At 42.1% G+C, this 20,952-nt stretch carries 10 protein-coding genes; 9 read left to right on the top strand and 1 reads right to left on the bottom strand.

The genetic code is table 11. The features are described from left to right. Nucleotides 1-26: 26 nt before the first annotated feature. Nucleotides 27-1,469: a 6-phospho-beta-glucosidase gene (locus tag NZ043_RS28235; protein ID WP_339309854.1), complete on the top strand. Its 1,443-nt coding sequence runs from the start codon at nt 27-29 to the stop codon at nt 1,467-1,469. A gap of 313 nt (nt 1,470-1,782) precedes the next feature. Beyond that, the gene (locus tag NZ043_RS28230; RefSeq protein ID WP_133385236.1) at nt 1,783-2,181 is read left to right on the top strand and encodes a RidA family protein; all 399 of its coding nucleotides are present in this window, start codon (nt 1,783-1,785) and stop codon (nt 2,179-2,181) included. Nucleotides 2,182-2,300: 119 nt separating this feature from the next. Here the strand turns inward: NZ043_RS28230 and NZ043_RS28225 are convergent, their stop codons facing one another. Beyond that, a complete protein-coding gene (locus NZ043_RS28225; protein ID WP_133385235.1) occupies nt 2,301-3,461 on the bottom strand; it encodes a S8 family peptidase in 1,161 nt (386 codons plus the stop codon). Between the two features lie 210 nt (nt 3,462-3,671). Here NZ043_RS28225 and NZ043_RS28220 point away from each other — a divergent pair, with 210 nt between their 5' ends. From NZ043_RS28220 to NZ043_RS28190, 7 genes are all read left to right on the top strand, one after another. Beyond that, nucleotides 3,672-4,196, top strand: coding sequence for a GNAT family N-acetyltransferase (locus tag NZ043_RS28220; protein WP_339309853.1), 525 nt, complete (start codon nt 3,672-3,674; stop codon nt 4,194-4,196). A gap of 50 nt (nt 4,197-4,246) precedes the next feature. After that, nucleotides 4,247-4,705: an SMI1/KNR4 family protein gene (locus tag NZ043_RS28215; protein WP_339309852.1), complete on the top strand. Its 459-nt coding sequence runs from the start codon at nt 4,247-4,249 to the stop codon at nt 4,703-4,705. A 76-nt stretch (nt 4,706-4,781) separates the two neighbouring features. Continuing rightward, the gene (locus NZ043_RS28210) at nt 4,782-5,639 is read left to right on the top strand and encodes a Cof-type HAD-IIB family hydrolase (RefSeq protein ID WP_206105759.1); all 858 of its coding nucleotides are present in this window, start codon (nt 4,782-4,784) and stop codon (nt 5,637-5,639) included. 178 nt (nt 5,640-5,817) lie between these two features. Then, nucleotides 5,818-7,083, top strand: a complete 1,266-nt coding sequence (locus NZ043_RS28205) for a YncE family protein (protein ID WP_339309851.1) — start codon at nt 5,818-5,820, stop codon at nt 7,081-7,083. Nucleotides 7,084-7,101: 18 nt separating this feature from the next. After that, entirely contained in the window at nt 7,102-7,368 is a 267-nt protein-coding gene (locus NZ043_RS28200) for a hypothetical protein (protein ID WP_339309850.1), read from the top strand. 215 nt (nt 7,369-7,583) lie between these two features. After that, nucleotides 7,584-8,789 (top strand): ACP S-malonyltransferase, encoded by a 1,206-nt coding sequence (gene fabD, locus NZ043_RS28195; RefSeq protein WP_339309849.1) that lies wholly within the window; start codon nt 7,584-7,586, stop codon nt 8,787-8,789. 272 nt (nt 8,790-9,061) lie between these two features. Continuing rightward, nucleotides 9,062-20,947 carry an amino acid adenylation domain-containing protein gene (locus NZ043_RS28190; RefSeq protein WP_339309848.1) on the top strand — a complete coding sequence of 3,962 codons (11,886 nt, stop codon included), beginning with the start codon at nt 9,062-9,064 and terminating at the stop codon, nt 20,945-20,947. Nucleotides 20,948-20,952 lie beyond the last annotated feature (5 nt).

Here is a 20,952-nt window from a genome sequence, read left to right as displayed (position 1 = left end):
ACAGATGGTTTAGGAGGAATGCCTCAATGAATGAAAAAATTACAGCCTTCCCGGAGAATTTTCTCTGGGGAGGAGCAACTGCAGCGAATCAATTGGAAGGTGCTTATCTGGAAGGTGGCAAAGGTTTAACAACGGTAGATCTGATTCCGATTGGTGCCAATCGATGGAATATTGCTCTGGGTAACCTGGATTCGTATGAGCCAAAAGCAGGGGAATTTTATCCTTCACATGAAGCCATCGACTTCTATCATCGATATAAGGAAGATATTGCGTTATTTGCTGAAATGGGATTTAAGTGCCTCAGGCTTTCCGTAGCCTGGGCACGGATTTTCCCTAATGGCGATGAAGCGGAACCAAACGAAGCAGGCTTACAATTTTATGATGATGTCTTTGATGAGTTATTGAAATACAACATTGAACCTGTCGTGACGATCTGCCATTTCGATGTACCTGTACATCTGGTCAAGACTTACGGCGGTTGGAAGAACCGCAAGATGATTGGTTTCTTTGAGAAATATGCAACGACTTTGTTCAATCGATACAAGAATAAAGTGAAATACTGGATGACGTTTAATGAAATCAATATGTTGCTGCATCTCCCGTACATTGGAGCGGGTATTGTTCTACAGGATGGTGAAAACAAAGATCAGGTTCTATATCAGGCAGCACATCATGAATTGGTAGCGAGTGCACTTGCTGTTAAGGCTTGTCATGAGATCATTCCGGGTGCACAGATTGGTTGTATGTTAGCCGCTGGAATGGTGTATCCATACAGCTCTAATCCAAATGACGTGTGGAAGGCGATGGAGAAAGACCGTGAATCGTTCTTCTTCATCGACGTGCAATCGAAGGGAGCATATCCGGGTTATACTAAAAGATTTTTCAGGGAAAATGATATTCGGATTGAAATGCATCCGGAAGATGCGGAGATTTTGATGCAGAATACGGTTGATTATATCGGTTTTAGCTACTATGCAAGCCGCTGTACAAGTACGGACCCTGAGATTTTGAAAGATTCGACAGAAGGCAATGTATTTGGTTCGGTGAAGAATCCATATCTTCAAGCATCTGAGTGGGGATGGACCATTGATCCTAAGGGGCTTCGAATTACGCTTAATCAACTGCATGACCGCTATGGCAAACCGTTGTTTATCGTAGAAAATGGACTTGGGGCAACCGATGTGTTGTTAGACAATGACTCCGTTGAAGATGACTATCGCATCGAATATTTGAATAGTCATTTTGCCGAGATGGCTGAAGCGATTCAAGACGGTGTAGAGCTCATAGGTTATACAAGCTGGGGACCGATTGACCTGGTCAGTGCGGGTACCGGAGAGATGAAGAAACGTTATGGCTATATCTATGTAGACAGAAATAATGATGGCACGGGCACACTTCGCAGAGTGAAAAAGAAGAGTTTTCACTGGTACAAAGATGTCATTGCGAGTAACGGCGCACAATATTTCTGATACAAGATGTCCGACGCTATAGAATAGACAAAGAGCAGTCTCGTTATTACGGGATTGCTCTTTGTTTATGAGGGGATGAATTTGACCCATGATGTAGCTTTTAGATATAATAAAAAAATCAAGAGAATCTTGTCACTTAAGAAAGGGGAGCATTCACTCATGAAGAAAAAATCACTTGCATTTATATCTTCGGGATATGGATACTCCACTGCTGTCTTTTTCTAGAATCTATTCCAAGGGTGAAGTCTGCCCAAAATCGGAAGAAAACTAGGAAATAACGCAGAAAAATCTTAAGAATGATGAGGTAATCCAGATGAATATTGACAAAATTACTAGAAAAAATCCAGAAAATATGCCAGCTCCTGTAGGTCAGTACACGCATATTACCAGAATCCCGAGGAATGCAGAGTTATTTGTGACTTCGGGTCAAATTGGAGCAGATCGTAGTGGACTCTTTCCAGAGAGTCTGAATGAGCAAGTCACTAATACATTTAATAATATTAAAACGGTGCTCGAATCGGAGCATTTAGATGCTGAACATATTATCAAAGTGAACGTATGGGCAACCGAGAAAATCGATTGGGATTTCTTATATGCCGAGTGGGGACAATTATTTAGTACGGATTATCCTGCAATGACGATTGGATATATTACGGCGTTAGGTCTACCAGAGATTAAAATTGAAATAGAGCTTTGGGCAGCAAAGGTGTAACATCGAATACTTTTTAACCAAAAGAAGGAGCATCTCACTTACAGATGCCCCTTCTTTTTTTTATTCGTGAAAAATGGAAAGGATATGCCTTTGAGCAATCATGAGCGATAGTAAGTGTATTATGGCACCTGCAAGCTCTGATAGGCATTCAGTCGACCATACGTCCAATAGATCCCGGAGCCTGATACCGGATCAGAAGCGAAACACAGCGCATCACGGATCTGGGCATTTGTTTTCCCACGTGCAGCAAGAAGGGCAGCCACTCCAGCCACATGAGGAGCAGCCATCGAAGTCCCGCTAAGGTAGGCATAGGAACCACCCAGGTATGTGGATAGAATGGTATCACCCGGGGCAGCCATATCAACCCAGGAACCATAGTTGGAGAAATTGGATTTGAGATCGGAGGTGTTGGTTGAAGCGACAGCAATCACGTTGGGATACGATGCAGGTACAATAGGGAATGAAGTGTTGTCGTTACCGGCTGCAGCAATAATCACAGCTCCCCGATCCCAAGCATACTGTACCGCAGCTTGAAGGAAAGCATCTCCCATCGGACCACCGAGGCTCAGGTTAACAACCTGTACACCGTTATTGGCCGCATAGACAAGCCCGTTACCGACATTACCTACCGTTCCTTGCCCGTTGTTATCCAGTACCCGGAGCGGAACGATGGATGCGAGTGGTGCAACACCTGCGATACCCACACCATTGTTGGTAACGGAGGCAGCGATCCCGGCTACATGGGTGCCGTGACCGTTCCCGTCCTCAGGGATGTTATCATAATCAACATAATCATAACCGGGGAGAAGCTTGGAGGCCAATTCTGGGTGGTTCAACTGTACACCGGTATCGATAATGGCGATTTTGACAGAGCTGTTACTTTGAGTAATGTCCCATGCGGTGGGTGCATTAATTTTGGACAGGTTATACTGGTAAGGAAAGAACGGATCATTAGGGGTGAAGGATGCCTCAACGAGGTAATTCGGCTCAGCATGTTCAATCAGCTCATGATCTTTGTAATGTTTAAGCATCCGGTGCATTTTTTTGCGGGATTCCACACGGTACCATCCTAAATCTTCATAGGTCTCAGCGACCTTACATCTCCCTTTTTTGTGAAGGGTGTGCATCTCATCCTCCGTTGTACCTTCCTTGAATTTGACTAAGAGCTGCTTGGGAGCATGAGGGTGAAACTTGCTCTCGGCACGTCGGTCCAGATAACGATACACGAACACGATTATTGCTAGCAAAATGAAACCAAAAACACCTAACCATAACCACATGAGCGTTTCTCCCTCCAATATGGATTGTGACACGCCTTATCGTATGCGAACTCTATCAGACTGCGCGGGCACTCTTGCAATTTGGTTAGTAGTGCAGATAGATTGATAGGACGGGATAAATTCGGTAAGATGAGATGAAGAGAGCCGATCTTGGCATGAACAAGATTCAAGGAGACCAAGAAGTAGCTCCTAATACAGAGGATAAGGAATGTGGATTTATTGACACAACTTCAGAGTATACCAACAGTCACACCAGTTCAGGCACACCAGATTCATGATGCCATTGATTTTGCCATGCGTGTACGCAGAGAAGTGTTTCCGATGCTGGATCATACGAGATTACCTGTGGACTTCGAGCAGTTCAGAGAACATTATCTGGATTCCGATGGTTCGGTCTTTCTTGTAGCAATGATGGGGGATGCGGGCATCGTCGGAACGATTGGAATATTACCATATGATGGACGTATTCAGGCCGTAGACGGTCGATATGCAGCCCAATCCGCAGCCGAAATTGTGAAATGTTATGTAGATCCTGCGTATCGCAGATATGGCATTGGTTCCATGCTGGTAAAAGAACTGGAGAATGTGGTGAAGGATATGCACTATACTACACTCTACTTGCATACACATCGCTTCTTGCCAGGAGCCGTAGATTTCTGGAAACGTCAAGGGTTTACGGTTATTGCTGAGGAAAATGATGACTGGCAAACTGTACATATGGACAAGTTGGCATGAAGGTAATCATAACTCAATGACATTACAATGGTATTGGAGGAGATCTATCCATGTATTCAAGTCTGATTGAGAAACTGGAACATACCGAGGCTATACGCTGGTTCCCGAACCATCAAGTTCAAGAGAGCTGGATTGTTGAAGTTGAACAAGAGTTGGGCTTTTCGTTACCCCCATCCTATCGCTGGTGGCTTCTGAATTATGGTCAAGCGCTGTTAAGCGGGACAGAAATTCTGACGATTACGTCTTCGGAACACCGAGAGTATACCGATGCTGACATTTTGTATAGATACCGACTTGCCGATGAAGACGCAAAGAAGGAAGGGAAGCTGGAGCTGTTTGTACCGGACGAGGATGAACATTACTACTTTGATACGCAGACGGCTGATCACCTTGGGGAGTATAAAGTGATGCGTTTGGATTACTTTAATGGGGAACCTGAGGTATACGCGGATTCTTTTGACGGATTTTTGGAGAAGTTGATCGATCAGCGAACACCACGAAATAGGTAATTTTATATCAGGAAAATGCCTGTCGGCACTCGCTAAGTTAGACATAGACAACATTACATGACAGGGGCATAAGCAGATGCAAGAAATGAAGCGGAAAATTGTATTTATTGATATTGATGGCACATTGGTAGATGATGACGGAAACATTCCGTTGTCAGCACAGAAGGCTTGCAAACAGGCCAGAGAAAATGGACATTTGCTCTATTTATGTACAGGCCGGTCCAAGGCGGAAATCTATGATTCCATCTGGGATGTAGGGTTCGATGGCCTGATTGGTGCAGGTGGAGGTTATGTGGAGTTTGGCAAGGACGTGTTGTATCACAAAAGGGTAACAGCGGAAGACGTACGTCATATGGTTGATTTCTTCAACGAAAACGGCATTGACTTCTACCTTGAATCCAATTCGGCTCTGTATGCGAGTAGTAATCTGCAACCTCATTTGGAACGCCGTATCTATGGTGATGTGGAGAATGATCCTGTAGCCAGAGAGAAGAAGGAACTGAAGCCACACCCTTTTATTGCTGGATTGACTTATGGAGAGGCCGACCTGTACAAGGATGACGTGAACAAAGTATGTTTCTTGGAGAGCTCGGTCATCCCGTTTGAGCGAATCAAGCAGGAGTTCGAAGGCAAATTTGAAGTCATTCAGTGCACGGTGCCGATTTTTGGTGAAGGAAGTGGCGAGCTGATGATCCCAGGCATTCACAAAGCCATTGCAATCGCCGATCTGCTGAAGCATCTGGGCATGTCCCAAGAAGATACATTTGCCATCGGTGATGGCATGAATGATGCCGAGATGCTGGAGTTTTGTCACGTCGGCATTGCGATGGGTAATGCAAAGCCAGGTCTGAAAGCCATTGCAGACGATATTACTGGAACCGTTGAGGAAGATGGATTGTATCATAGTTTTGTGAAGTATGGATTGATCACTTGATAAAGAAAACAAGGTGAGAGATAAAAACGGTTAATACGTACACCCTTTGTCCCAAACCTTATTTTAGACCCTGCATATATTATTGCAGGGTCTTTATTTTGGTTTAAACAGATCAATTTATATTTTTACAAAAGGGTTCTAATCAAACCATAACATCTAAGTGAAGGAGAGAATCGAAATGGCCATTCTATCAACCGGACCCATTGAGAATAATGCCGTCAGTGATGTAAGGCCAACACAACAAGTTACCGTTAAAATTGATAACAGGAATTCTCTGGATGAATCCGTTGTTTTGATACAAGGGTATAATTTGACCGCTACGAGGACTTTATATGTCAGCGAGCAGATTTCACTTGCCCCGGATCAGGTAGTGACAAGATCTTATTTTGCCAATCTTGATGCATTTGAATTTGTCTTTACAGTTGAAGGTGTAGCCGTAGAGCAGACGGAGATTTCCGTGTGGGGCAAAAATGAAATCGGCCAGCTTGTTGCTGCACATCGATTAGTTTCTTCCGAACTTGAAATAGAGGGGGATAATACGTCAGTCAACCGCATATATGTAGCCAATTTTAATAGTAACGATGTTTCCGTCATTAATGGCGAAACGAATACGGTGATTGCTACCGTTCCTGTGGGGACGAATCCTGCAGGGATTGATGTCAATCCACTAACGAGTCGTGTTTATGTCGCAAACAGAGGCAGCAATACCATTTCCGTCATTAATAGTTTAACCAACGCAGTGATTGCTTCTGTTCCGGTTGGGAGTGAGGCAGGTGACGTAGGGGTCGATATAGCGACCAATGCTATTTATACGGCAAATTTTAATTCATTGGATACAACTGAAGATGTAACCGTTATTGATGGATTGACCAACACGGTGATTGATACTATTACTATTCCGGGACTCATTTTTTTAACGGGTATAGGCGTCAATTCCTTAACCAATCGGATCTATGCAGTAAATTTTAATTCTGATGCTGTGTCTGTGATCGATGGAATAACCAATACAGTGATTGCTACGATACCCGTTCAGGTTAATCCATTCCGCGTAGGGGTCAATCCAGCCACCAACCGTATTTATGTATCGAATTTTACCAGTAATACAGTTTCCGTTATTGATGGTGTGACGAATACCGTAATTGATACCATTCCGGTCGGCGTTACGCCAGCTGAAGTAGCGGTTAATACCTCCACAAACGCCATTTACGTACCAAATCGAGATACGGATAATGTTTCAGTAATTAGTGGATTAACCAATACGGTGATTGCTACTGTTCCTGTCGGAATTAATCCAAACGGAGCGGGCGCCAATCCGTTAACCAATCGAGTTTATATAAGCAATCAAGATGACAATACCATTTCTGTGATCGATGGCGAAACCAATACGGTGATTGCTACCATTCCGGTGGGGGCACGTCCGTTCGCAGTAGGTGTAAATCCGTAGAAAGGTGAGGGGATTCGTATGAAAGAAGTTATAATGGCATCAGACTTAATGGAGCAGCTGATCACCATGAACAAAGAAAATTCTGTATGCCAAGTTAGGATTCCAGGTAAGGGAATATATGCAATTGTATTACAGGGCGATTATTCAACTGTACCATTTTCAGATCAAATGTTGAGTGATACAGAGAACGAAGTGAGCGAAAAAATCAGATCAGAAAGGAACAGGCATCTCTTCAATGGAGGTGTCTATTTGCATAGTACTCAGACTACAGACAAGATCCAGTAAAGAACAACACTAAATGTTCCAACACAGAGGACAACAAGGAGCCCAAATAGAATGACGAATTTTTTTCCGTTCATAGAAATAGATGACCCTCCTTTTGACTTTATTATTGCATAACTCCTAATGAAAGTTTATTATAAATTTTGCAAACAAGGAATTTATTGGTTTTCAGTTGTCGAAGTGCATGAAATATAAAGTTGATACATGGAGGATGCTGGATGAGTAATGTAGCTCTGTTGTTTCCTGGACAAGGTTCTCAGATGGTTGGGATGGGTAGAGACTTTTGGAATAACTTTGATGTGGCTAAGAAGTTATTTGAAGAAGCCAGTGATGCCATTTCTTTCGATTTGAGAAAGTTATGTTTTGAAGGTAGCATGGCTGATTTGACAATGACAATGAACGCTCAGCCTGCACTTTTGACTGTTAGTATCATAGCATATCAGGTGTATATGCAAGAAATAGGGATGGAACCTGCTTATTTGGCTGGGCATAGTTTGGGAGAATATTCGGCTCTGGTATGCGCAGGTGTGCTCTCATTTCATGACGCCATTAAACTGGTAAGACAACGAGGTATCATTATGCACAATGCAGACCCGGATCAGAAAGGTACCATGGCCGCCATTTCAGGTATTCATTTAGATACACTTCAAAACATATGCGAACAAGTTTCCACGATCGAGCGTCCTGCTTGTGTGGCTTGTATGAACGCTGACCAGCAGTTTGTCATTTCGGGACATCGGCACTCTATACAAGAAATTATTAAAAGGACAGAAACCCTAGGAACGAAACATTCTTATATCAATGTAAGTGGTCCCTATCATTCTCCCATGATGCAAACCGCAGCAGAACAATTCAAAGTTGAATTGGATCAATATCAATATGCCCATGCAATAACCCCGATTATTTCCAATGTTACAGCAGCACCCTATGAGTCTGATCGATCTGTCGTTGAATATTTAAACATGCAGATGACGATGCCTGTAAGATGGTCAGAGTCTATGCTCTATCTGGTTGCAAATGGGGTTACTGAAGTTATAGAGTTGGGTTCTAAACATGTGTTAGTTAGTCTTATGAGTAAAATAACGAAGCGTATTCTACCTTACTCGCTAAGTCAGACTTCCGATTTAATAATACTTACAAATACACAAGAAAGGAAAAATAAACGGTTAACGATTCGTAAAAAGTTGTTATCAGAACTAATAGTAACCGCACTCATTTCACGGAATTATAACCCAGATTCGATATCATATACCCAAACGGTTGCCCCCTTATTTCATCATTTACAACGGGTACAGGAACAAATGCACAAGAATGGATACGAACTCAGCGAAGAAGAGATAAATGATGCTCTACAGGTATGTCATTCCATTATTATAGCAAAAAAAATTCCATTGGATGGAGCCGCGTTGATTGATGCAATCTAGTACCCGATCTGTTCTTTTGCAAGATCTATTTTACAGCGAAAGGCTACCTTTTTATAAGGTAGTCTTTTTGTCCTTTAATGCATCTGAACTTGTTGAAGCTTCAGATGTTTTGTAATAAATATGTCAATAACTCACGAATCAATCTCTATTTTTTACCATATAGTAACAATAAATTGATTGATTTTACATATATTTCTATGGTAAAATTTGCTTGAAAATATGTGTAAATAATTAGATAAGCATGTTAGAGATGATTCATTTGGAGGAGAGATATGTATACTAATCAGTTTCAAACACTAGTGGATGTTATCCGCGACAGAGGTAAAATAACGGACCGCGGTATTCGTTTTATCGATGCGGACAAACGTGAAACTTTTATATCTTATCATCAATTATTTACTGAGGCACAAGGGTATTTAGGTTATCTACAAGCCATCGGAATTAAACCTAAACAAGAGATTATTTTTCAGATTCAAGAAAACAAACGGTTTTTAGTCGCATTCTGGGCTTGTATACTCGGTGGAATGATCCCTATCCCTGTAAGTATTGGTGAAGATGAAGAACAAAACTTGAAAGTATGCCGTATTTGGAATTTGCTAAATAACCCTTTCATGATTGTATCTGAGAATGTGCTGGATAAAATGAAGAGATTTGTTTTGGAACATGACATGCTTGATTTCCATCATCAATTAGAAGTCAGAACGGATATGATCCAAGACACCATATATCATTATGAATCTATTAATAATTTAGTTGAACCTCAGTCTGATGACTTGGCATTTATTCAATTCTCTTCTGGATCAACCGGTGATCCCAAAGGCGTAATGCTCACCCATCGAAACCTGATTTATAATACTTGTGCTGCTATTAATGGCACACAAATTAGCTCAAACGATAGTTTTCTCTCCTGGATGCCCCTTACCCATGATATGGGTTTGATTGGATTTCATCTCGTACCCCTCGTGGCAGGAATTCATCAGTACTTGCTCCCAACGGAATTATTTATTCGCAAACCGATTCTATGGATGAAAAAAGTAAATGAACACAAAGCAACCATACTGTCTTCTCCTAACTTTGGTTATAAATACTTCCTGAATTTCTTTCGCGAAGACAAAGCGGAGGGATGGGATCTGTCATCTGTCAGAGTCATTTATAATGGGGCGGAACCTATATTACCCGAAGTGTGTGATGAATTCCTAAATGTATTGTCAGCATATCACTTAAAGAAAACAGCCATGTTTACCGTATATGGATTAGCAGAGGCCTCTGTTGCTGTCTCCTTTCCCAAGGTAGATGAAGAATTTACTGCGGTGTACGTTCACCGGGATCATCTGAACTTGGGGGAGCGTGTCATTGAAGTCGAGAAACATGCTGAACATGTAGCATCATTTGTTGCCGTTGGCGAAGCAATTGATTATTGCCATGTTAGAATTTGCGATGAGGAAATGAACAGTGTTCCCGATTTGGTTATTGGAAAAATTCAAATCAAGGGGGATAACGTCACCCAAGGTTATTATAATAATTCACTTGCAACGGAGAAGTTATTAACGCACGACGGGTGGGTGAATACAGGAGATCTGGGTTTTATCATGAACGGAAAACTGGTTGTAACAGGGCGGGAAAAAGACATTATCTTTATCAATGGTAAAAATGTATATCCCCATGACATTGAACGTGTCGCCATACAATTAGATGATATTGAACTCGGAAGAGTTGCTGCTTGTGGTGTGTATGATACGAATAGTCAAAGTGAAGAAATTATTGTGTTTGTCGTGTACAAAAAAAAGATTGAACACTTCTTGCCGCATGTTAAAGAAATCAAAAGACATCTATACAAACATGGGGGATGGAGTGTCAAAGAGGTACTGCCCATCAAAAAATTACCCAAAACAACAAGTGGGAAAATCCAGCGGTATCAGTTAGCCAAGCAGTATGAAGCAGGCAAATTCTCAACAGAATCTGCATTCATCCATGACTGGATCAAGAATGACAATGACAAGGCAAAAGAAAAGGCTGCTGTTTCGGTTCGAGTCATAGAACGTGAATTAACTTCACTATTTTCTGAAGTGCTGGTTGGGAAGAAGGTAGAACTTGAGGATAGCTATTTTGATATGGGTGCAACTTCATTACAGCTGGCCCAAATCGCTGAACGTATAGAACAAAAATACGGAGAAGAGCTTGCTGTTACGGACCTCTTTACCTATCCCTCGATAACTGAATTGGCAGCATATCTGGCTAGAGGATACAGTGAGACCATGCAAGTCAACAAAACTCAAGAGGATCATACGCCATCCAAAGATATTGCTATTATCGGTATGTCTTTGAATCTCCCTGGTGCATCAAATGCAAGCGATTTTTGGCGTGTTTTGGAAAATGGAACGCATAACATTCGGGACTACCCGGAAAGTCGGATAAAAGACGCAGCGGATTATATACAATCCATGCGAACCGAAATGAGCGAAGTTCAATGGATCAAGGGTGGTTACTTGGATCAAATTGATCAATTCGACTATTCTTTCTTTGGCATAACCCCAAAAACTGCACAATTTATGGACCCGAATCAAAGGATGTTCTTGCAAACGGCATGGCATACGATTGAAGATGCCGGGTATGCAGGGGAAGGAATAAATGGAAGAAATGTGGGCGTATACGTGGGATATTCCAAAGTTGGGTATGATTACGAACGGCTCGTGACGGCGAGTTACCCTACAGAACTCAAAAATTATATCATTGGAAATTTACCATCTGTACTGGCGAGCAGAATTGCATATTTCTTGAATTTAAAAGGCCCGGCCTTAACGATTGATACCGCTTGTTCCTCCTCACTTGTTGCTGTTCACATGGCATGTAAAGGATTGCTCGCTGGAGACTGTGAAATGGCAATCGCAGGAGGCATTCGAACGGCATTATTACCGATAAGTATCGGACTGGATATGGAATCTCCAGATGCATTGACGAGAACGTTTAGCGAAGATGCCAACGGCACGGGATTTGGCGAAGGTGTTGGGTCGGTCATGTTGAAGCCAATGCAGCAAGCGATTAAGGACGGGGATCATATCTATGGTGTGATTAAGGGAAGTGCGATTAATCAGGATGGCAAGACGGTAGGAATCACAGCACCTAACCCGGAGTCACAAACCAATGTGATCGAACAGGCTTGGAAGGAAGCCGGTATTTCTCCTGATACGCTTAACTTTATTGAAGCACATGGAACAGGGACAAAATTAGGTGATCCGGTTGAGTTCAATGCTTTGCGTAAAGCTTTTGAGAAATATACGGATCGGAAACAATTTTGTGCAATCGGATCTGCCAAAGCTAACATTGGACATGGCTTTGAAGCGGCGGGGATCGCTGGATTAATTAAATCTATTCTTATGTTTCAACATAGAAAGATTCCACCATTGGTTCACTTTGACAAGCCTAATCCTCTGCTTAAGTTTGAAGCTTCACCTTTTTATGTGAATCAGGAATTAATGGCTTTTGGTGAAGTAGAGGGTCCATTAAGAAGCGGGGTTAGTTCTTTTGGTTTCAGTGGTACCAATGCGCATGTGGTTCTCGAAGAATATGTTCCTTCCCCAACCGTAGATAAAAGAATGTCCCAAGAGCCTAATTTATTTGTTCTGTCTGCTGCCACGGAACGGGCGCTGGATGAATTGGTCGGAACGTATCATGAATATCTAACTGATCACACGGATGTTTCCATACAACAAATCTGTTATACAGCCAGTATGGGAAGGGCTAATCTGGATTATCGGCTTGCCATCGTAGTCACGAGTACACAAGAATTACATGAAAAATTGAAACGAATTGCAAGCGGAGAGGGTAAAATGCCAAATGTTTATTTTGGTTATGCCAAAAAAGACAAAACGCTTGTTAGCGATCATCTCTATGCTGGGGGAAAGGCAGAATCTTTAAATGAACTCGGTCAGTTATTTACACTGGGGGCAGTGATTGATTGGGAAAGGTTTTATAATCATGAAGTCATTCGGAAAATTCCATTGCCTCTATATCCATTTGAGCAGAAGCGGTGTTGGATTGAAGTCAAACATACGATACCAGCGGGACATAGGTCAGAGAGGAATGAGGTTCAAATGGAGATGAATACAAACGATATTGAATTAAAGATTAAAACAAGCATCAGTCGTGCATCTGGTTTGAAGTTGGAAGAGCTGGATCATCAAGCTCATTTTCTCCAAATGGGATTGGATTCCATCATTCTTGTGCAAATTCAGAAGGAGATCTCAGAGCTGTTCCGTTTGAATATCCCGATGGAAATGTTTTTTGAAACCCTTACAAATATTAATTCCTTAGTTAAATATGTGTCAGAGAATATAATGCATAATGATGTATCTGAAAATATAAACAATCAAACAGTTCAGGAGCATACTGAACAACAAAATCTGGCATCTGTAAACAATATAAACACGGCAAAATCATCAGGGAATGTGTCGGAACAAATTGTGATGTCTGCCATTCAGCTCATGGAATCCCAATTAAAAAGTTTGAATGTGCTGTTAGGCGAGCAAATGACTGCTGTTCAATCGCCTCTTTTGGAGATGAAACAGCATGAAACCAAACCAACCAAAGAGATCCAACCCAATTCGGAATCGAAGGAAGCCAAACCTTTTATACCGTATCAATCGTTGAAAATTCATGAAGAGAGTGGATTCTCAGCGCTTCAGAACCAGTATGTTGAACAATTTATAGCCAAGTATACCACAAAGACAAAAAGCTCCAAATATAAAACGAGCCAAACTCGTTATGCCCATGCGAATAATCGCAATGTGTCCGGATTCCGTTCGTATTGGAAGGAAATGGTGTATCCTATCATTTCAACTCGTGCAGAGGGATCTAAGATATGGGATATGGACGGGAACGAGTATTTGGATCTGACGATGGGATTTGGTGTGAATCTATTTGGCCATAATCCAGCATTTATTCAAAATGTAATAGCAGACAGCCTCCAGGAACAGTTGCCTCCATTGGGCCCTATGTCAGACTTGGCAGGAGATGTCGCAGCTAAAATTTCCGAGCTAACGGGTGTAGAGCGTGTCGCATTTTATAATTCAGGAACAGAAGCTGTCATGGTTGCACTTCGTTTAGCGAGGGCAGCAACGGGGCGTTCCAAAGTTGTATTATTTTCAGGATCTTATCACGGTACACATGACGGCGTGTTGGGTATAGCGAATCCTGGGGATGCTTTATCGTCTGCGCTGCCTATGGCTCCTGGTATTGTAAATAGCGCTATGGAAGATTTGATTATTCTTAATTATAACCATCCACAATCCCTGGATATGATTCAGAACCTGGGTGATGAATTGGCTGCTGTGCTTGTAGAGCCGGTGCAAAGTCGAAGACCTGATATGCAGCCAACACAATTCTTACGGGAACTTAGAGAAATAACAAATCAATTTGGGATTGCACTTATTTTCGATGAGGTCATCACTGGATTCAGAATCGGTCTGGGTGGAGCACAGGATTGGTTTGGGGTTCAAGCCGATTTGGTTACGTATGGGAAAGTGGTCGGTGGCGGGCTGCCTATTGGCATAGTCGCGGGTAAAGCTGAATTTATGAATCCGGTAGATGGTGGAACCTGGAACTTTGGTGATGATTCTTACCCTTCCGATGCAGATAAGAAAACGTTTGTCGGTGGAACCTTCTGTACACACCCTCTTACGATGAGAGTGACGTTAACGGTACTGCAGTATCTTCAATCCGAAGCAGGAACTTTATATAAGGAATTAAATGAAAAAACAGATTATCTTGTTAAAGAATTAAATGCGATTTTCAAAACAGCGAATGTACCGATGCAAATGGTGAACTATGGATCTTTATTTCGATTTATATCATTTGGAGATATGGAATTATTCTTCTACCATTTAATTTATAAAGGTTTATATATTTGGGAAGGCCGTAACTGTTTTATATCGACTGTTCATTCCATGGGTGACATGGATACGATAATCAGAATCGTGAAAGAGACGATCCATGAACTACGCGAGTGGGGGTTTATCCCTGGTGAATCGCCTGTTTCGGAATATCCGCTCTCTTTAGAGCAAAAACAATTATTGTTAACTTCATTACATGGGGAAGATGCGAATGCTGCATTAAATCAGAGTGTTATTTTAAAAATGACAGGTGGAATAAAGCCTTCCACACTGGATCAGGCCGTGAATCAGATCGCACAGCGTCATGAAGCCCTGAGAACAGTCATTCATGCCGATCGTGAAACACAACAAATCAGATCCGTAATGGAATTTCAATGTACATGGTTGGATTTCTCGGCATATGCAGGTGAGGATCAAGAACGGGAAATTTCCAATTGGTTATCTGCCGATGCAAATGAAGCCTTCGATTTACAGTCTGGGGAACCTCTATTTAGAATCACCTTGCTTAAAAAGGCAGCCGATCAACACCTTATGGTGCTGACATTTCATCATATTATTGTAGATGGCTGGTCGATTGCTGTATTCATTCAAGAGTTGGAACATACCTATTCTGCTCTGGTCCGAGGAGTTCCGATTCAATTACCTGAAGCCACTCCATTCCGTGAGTATTTAAGATGGCAACGCCTTGAACATGAAAAAGGCTCATTTACCGAAGGAGTCCAGTTCTGGAAAGAACAATTTTCCTTATCCTATCCCAACATTTCACTTCCAACGGTACAGTCCGATGATGTGCCCAGGGGATATTCTGGTGAAAGGTATTCCATCAAGTTGGATCATCAATTAACAGAGTCTTTGCGAACGTTAAGTATAAATAATAAGAGCAGTTTGTTTGTAACGATGTTTGCAGCGTTTCATTTATATTTGCATCAACTAACAGGGCAGTCTCACCTTGTCATCGGCGTGCCTACAGCGGGTCAGTCTCATATGGGAAAAAATGCGCTGATTGGCAACTGTGTCAACATTGTACCTGTTCATCATGCCTTGTTAACGAAGCAGTCCGTCGTAGAGCATGTTCTTCAACTCAAGGAAACGCTGGCTCTTGTCATGAAGCATCAGCATGTCCCACTGACTCTCGTATCCGAACAGCTTGCTCATATGACTGCACCGGATACCCGGATTTTATTCAATATGGACAGAACGATTCATCATCTTCAATTTGAAAATATCAAGACTGAATTCATGTCGTATCCGATCAAACATATTTCTTACGATTTATTTCTTAATATTACGGATGTTAGCCATGAATTGTATCTGGATTTTGATTACAATACCGATCTCATTGGACCTGAGATGATGAAATTGTGGTCCGAAGGATTTAAGGGTTTACTGCAAAATATGGTGAGTCATCCAGAGGCTGAAATTTCGTCTTTGACGTTGTTCTCATCCGAGCAACAGGATCAATTACAAGAGATGTACAATCGATTTGTTACGGAGCGTCTTCCTCACGTTAATCATGCAGCCATATTCGAGCCTCCAGTCAATGTAGTGGAGAAAAAGCTGGCTTTGATCTGGGTAGACGTATTATCCCTCGATCAAGTGGGGAGACATGATCACTTTTTTGATCTCGGAGGAAACTCGCTCAAGGCGACTGTAATGCTATCCAAGGTACATGAGCAGTTTCAACATAAAATTTCAATCGTTCAATTCTTCCAAAACCAACGTCTGAAAGAGCTTGCCAGTCTGATTACAGGCGAGAGCGAGGAAACATTCATTCCAATCAAGGCATTGGACGTGAAGGAGTTCTATGAGACGTCAGCTGCACAACAGCGAATCTACTTTCTGGATCAATTTGAGCCTAATAGTGTGTTTCAGAACATGTGCGGCCATATCACGGTCACAGGAAATATCGATGAAGCTAAACTAATTTCGTCATTGGAACAAATCGTGCACCGTCACGAAGCTTTTCGCACCAGTTTCCATCTGATGGATGGAGAGCTTTACCAGCGTATTGCTCCAACGATTGATTTTGAAGTAAAACAATCTCAGGAAAGCTCTGCTTCATTCGAACAACATGTTAAGGCGTTTGCAAAACCATTTGATTGCTCCAAAGCGCCATTAATACGTGCCGAATTTATTCGTATAAACGATGATCATGCAGAGATTCTCATCGAGATGCATCATATTATATCGGACGGATATTCCGTTGGCATTCTTGCGAATGAACTGATCGATGTGTATGACGGAAGAAACATGCCGGAAATTGAGATTGAATACAAAGACTTTGCAGCTTGGCAGAAAGAATTTCTGGCGGGGGAGTCTTATAAGCAGCAAGAAAAATATTGGCTGGATCAATTCAAAGGAGAACTCCCGAACCTTAATCTGCCTACTGATTTTGTTCGGACACCTCATTTGACTTCGGCAGGTTCAAGATTGTCATTTGTGTTGGACGCACACTTGAAGCAGTCGCTGGAGAAGCTTGCGAAACAAACGGGAACTACGATGTTTATGGTGTTATTGGCAGCGTATAATGTGCTGCTTCATCAATATACGGATCAAGAAGATTTGATTGTAGGTACACCAACATCAGGAAGAAACCATCCGGATGTCGAGAATATGATAGGTGTCTTTATCCAGACGGTAGCGATTCGATCACAGCCGGTGGGGAATAAGTCATTTCGATCCTATCTCGAGGAAATAAAAAAACAATCCCTGGATGCATTGGATAACCAGGACTATCTTTTTGACAATCTTGTAGAGAAATTAAACACACATCGTGATAACACTGGGACAGCACTTTTTAATACGATGTATATCTTCTTAAATACCGCGTTGAATCAACGGCAAGAACAGGATTGCAGCTTTAAAGTTAGAGAATTAAATGTCGGTGTATCGTTGTATGATCTGATGTTCATCGTTGAGGATGATAACGAGTGTCTGGAAATGCACTTTAATTACAAGACGGAGCTGTTTGAAAGGGATACCATCGACAGAATGAAAACACATCTGTTTAACATCCTCAGAGACATTGTGATCGAACCTGATATTGCCTTGTCCGATATTCAAATGCTGTCTGAACATGAGCAGAACGTTCTTTTATATGACTTTAATGATGCCAACATAGAATATTCCCGGGATCAGGCCATCCAGGAATTATTCGAAGCACAGGTGGAACGGACACCCGATCAATTAGCCGTCGCTTTTGGAGATGAGCAATGGACGTATCATCAATTGAATGAACGGGCGAATCAGTTGGCATATACGCTTAGAGCTGAGGGAGTGCAGCAGGATCAATTTGTAGGTATTCTGACAGATCGTTCGATTGATATGATCGTTGGCATCTTTGGCATTCTAAAAGCAGGCGGGGCGTATGTACCGATTGATCCGGATTCTCCTGAAGAGCGTATCCGCTATATCCTGCATGATTCGGGGGCAACGTTGTTAGTCACGCAAAAACATTTGAAGCAGTTGGTATCGTTTAATGGAAAAATGATTGATTTGGACGATGAAGAAACCTATGCAGCTAATCTGTCGAATCTGGAACCGGCAGGGAATTCAGAGCAGTTGGCTTATGTGATCTATACTTCAGGCACAACAGGCATGCCAAAAGGTGTGATGATCGAACATCGTCAGGTTCATCATTTGGTTAAAGCGTTGTACAGTCAAGTTATAGATGATCAGCATAGCGGTTTGCATGTCGCTTTACTTGCGCCTTACTATTTCGATGCATCTGTGAAGCAGATTTTTGGTGCACTGCTGTCAGGACATGCCTTGTACATTGTAGACAAGGACACGGTACTGGATGGACAAGATTTGATGAATTATTATCAGCACCACCAAATTGATTTGACGGACGGAACACCTGCACACCTGAAATTGCTTTCGAAGGCAAAAAACGTTCAAGGCATATCGCTAAAATATATGCTCATTGGCGGTGAAGCTCTTTCTCAGCAAAGTGTAAATGATATCACATCATTATTTGCTCTCAATCATATAACGCCTCCAACCATAATTAATGTGTACGGTCCAACAGAATGTTGTGTGGATGTTGCGACATACCGTGTACTTCCAGAACACCTGGATACAGCGAATCAACGAGCTCACCTACCGATTGGTCGAACATTAGGAAATAATCGTCTGTATGTATTGAACAAACATGGCAAAGTTCAGCCTGTAGGCGTCGTAGGGGAATTATGTATCTCTGGCGATGGGGTTGGTAGAGGATACTTGAATTTACCTGAGCTGACAGCAGAAAAATTTGTACGTGATCCGTATGTCCAGGGAGCGACAATGTACAAAACGGGAGATTTGGTGAAATGGCTTCCCGATGGCCATATCGAGTATTTGGGAAGGATGGATCACCAGATTAAAATTCGCGGATACCGGATCGAAGTAGGGGAAGTCGAAGCAGCACTGTTAAATATAGAGTGTGTGAAAGAAGTTATCGTTATGTCACATGAGGATGATCACGGGGACAAATCGTTATGTGCATACTTTACAGCGGATTCCACGCTGACGGTGGGAGAGTTAAAACAAAGCCTCTCTAAGGTGTTGCCGAATTACATGGTTCCAGCCTACTTTATACAATTGGATCACATGCCTCTGACATCGAACGGGAAAATCGATCGCAAATCGCTTCCGAGTCCAGAAGAAAACATACAAACGGGAAGTGAATATATAGAACCCCAAACGGGGGTGGAAAAACAGTTGCTGCCTATTTGGCAGGATGTGCTTGCGGTGAAAAAAATCAGTGTAAAAGATCTTTTTTTTGATGTAGGAGGCAACTCTTTACGTGCGACCAAGCTGGCCGCCAAAATCAATCAAAAGCTGAATATCCGCATATCGGTAAGAAACGTCTTTGAATGGCAGACCATCGAACAGATGGCTCAATCTATTGAACAAATGGAACAGGATGTATTAGTGTCCATTCCTCAGGTAGAGGAAAAAGAATATTATCCTATTTCTTCGGCGCAAATGAGAATGTACATTATGAGCATCAAAGCCGGCAAGGAACTCATGTACAACATGTCAGGTATGTTTATGTTGGAAGGATCGCTTGATCGGATCAGATTGGAAGAAGCATTCCAACAATTGATTCATCGTCATGAATCGCTTCGGACCGCATTCAAAGTCATACACGGAGAACCGAAACAGATCGTATATTCTGAAGTGAATTTTGGGATTGAATCGATCAAGTCAACGGAAGAAGAGATCGAAGACCAGATTGAACAATTTGTTCGATCATTTGATCTCGGGCAAGCACCTCTTATGAGAGTGAGGCTGATTGAACTTCAGCAGGAGCGTCATGTTTTGCTGGTAGATCTCCACCATATCATTGCAGACGGACTATCCGTGCATCTTCTGATGACTGAACTTAGCCAGTTCTATAAGGGAGAGGAGTTATCTCCTCTTCGAATTCAATATAAGGACTATGCTGAATGGCAGCAAATACAGCTTCATAGTGAGCGGATGAAAAAGCAGGAGAAGTATTGGCTTACTGTGTTTGGTGAGAGTATCCCGCTATTGGATCTGCCAACAGACTACGAAAGACCTGAAACGCTAAGCTATGCGGGAGATGTATTGGACATTGTTGTGCAGGAAGACCTCCTTCCAGGCTTGAGAAAAATGGAAGCTTTGACAGGAACAACGCTATACATGATTCTATTAGCCGCCTATACCATTCTGTTGTCTAAATACAGCGGACAAGAAGATATCATCGTGGGCACGCCGATTGCAGGCAGGACACATGCTGAGCTGGAGCCGGTCATGGGGATGTTCGTGAACACACTGGCTATTCGAAATTATCCTGCAGGGGATAAAACTTTTACGGAGTATCTGCTGGAAGTCAAAGAAAATATGTTGAACGCATATGAGAATCAGGATTATCCGTTTGAAGAATTGATTGAGAAAGTAAATGTAACCAAAGATGCTCGGAGGAATCCGTTGTTTGACACCATGTTTGTATTGCAGAATACAGATGCTTCAGAGATTCAGATGGATGGAGTAACCTGTAAGCCTTATGCTCCAAATACGAGAGTATCCAAATTCGATTTAACGCTGTATGTTACCGAATTGCAACACAAGTTAGAAGTGGCCTTTGAATACAGTACGATTTTATTTGAGAAAACAACGATTGAAGCGATGTCACAAAATCTGTTGGTCATATTAACAACCATTGCCAACGACCCTCATATTGAAATCAACAAGATTCAATTGGTTGAAGAATTATTAGATGGGGATACGCTGGCTGATCTAATTGAAGTAGATTTCTAAAATAA

It is taken from the genome of Paenibacillus sp. FSL k6-2145, from assembly GCF_037976585.1.
Taxonomy (GTDB): Bacteria; Bacillota; Bacilli; order Paenibacillales; family Paenibacillaceae; genus Paenibacillus.
This window is presented reverse-complemented; position numbering and strand designations above follow the sequence as displayed.

Excerpts from the sequence above, each read along its gene's own strand:
- NZ043_RS28235 (WP_339309854.1), top strand. The coding sequence starts at position 27 with ATGAATGAAAAAATTACAGCCTTCCCGGAGAATTTTCTCTGGGGAGGA.
- NZ043_RS28230 (WP_133385236.1), top strand. The coding sequence starts at position 1,783 with ATGAATATTGACAAAATTACTAGAAAAAATCCAGAAAATATGCCAGCT.
- NZ043_RS28225 (WP_133385235.1), bottom strand. The coding sequence starts at position 3,461 with ATGTGGTTATGGTTAGGTGTTTTTGGTTTCATTTTGCTAGCAATAATC.
- NZ043_RS28215 (WP_339309852.1), top strand. The coding sequence starts at position 4,247 with ATGTATTCAAGTCTGATTGAGAAACTGGAACATACCGAGGCTATACGC.
- NZ043_RS28210 (WP_206105759.1), top strand. The coding sequence starts at position 4,782 with ATGCAAGAAATGAAGCGGAAAATTGTATTTATTGATATTGATGGCACA.
- NZ043_RS28205 (WP_339309851.1), top strand. The coding sequence starts at position 5,818 with ATGGCCATTCTATCAACCGGACCCATTGAGAATAATGCCGTCAGTGAT.
- NZ043_RS28200 (WP_339309850.1), top strand. The coding sequence starts at position 7,102 with ATGAAAGAAGTTATAATGGCATCAGACTTAATGGAGCAGCTGATCACC.
- fabD (WP_339309849.1), top strand. The coding sequence starts at position 7,584 with ATGAGTAATGTAGCTCTGTTGTTTCCTGGACAAGGTTCTCAGATGGTT.
- NZ043_RS28190 (WP_339309848.1), top strand. The coding sequence starts at position 9,062 with ATGTATACTAATCAGTTTCAAACACTAGTGGATGTTATCCGCGACAGA.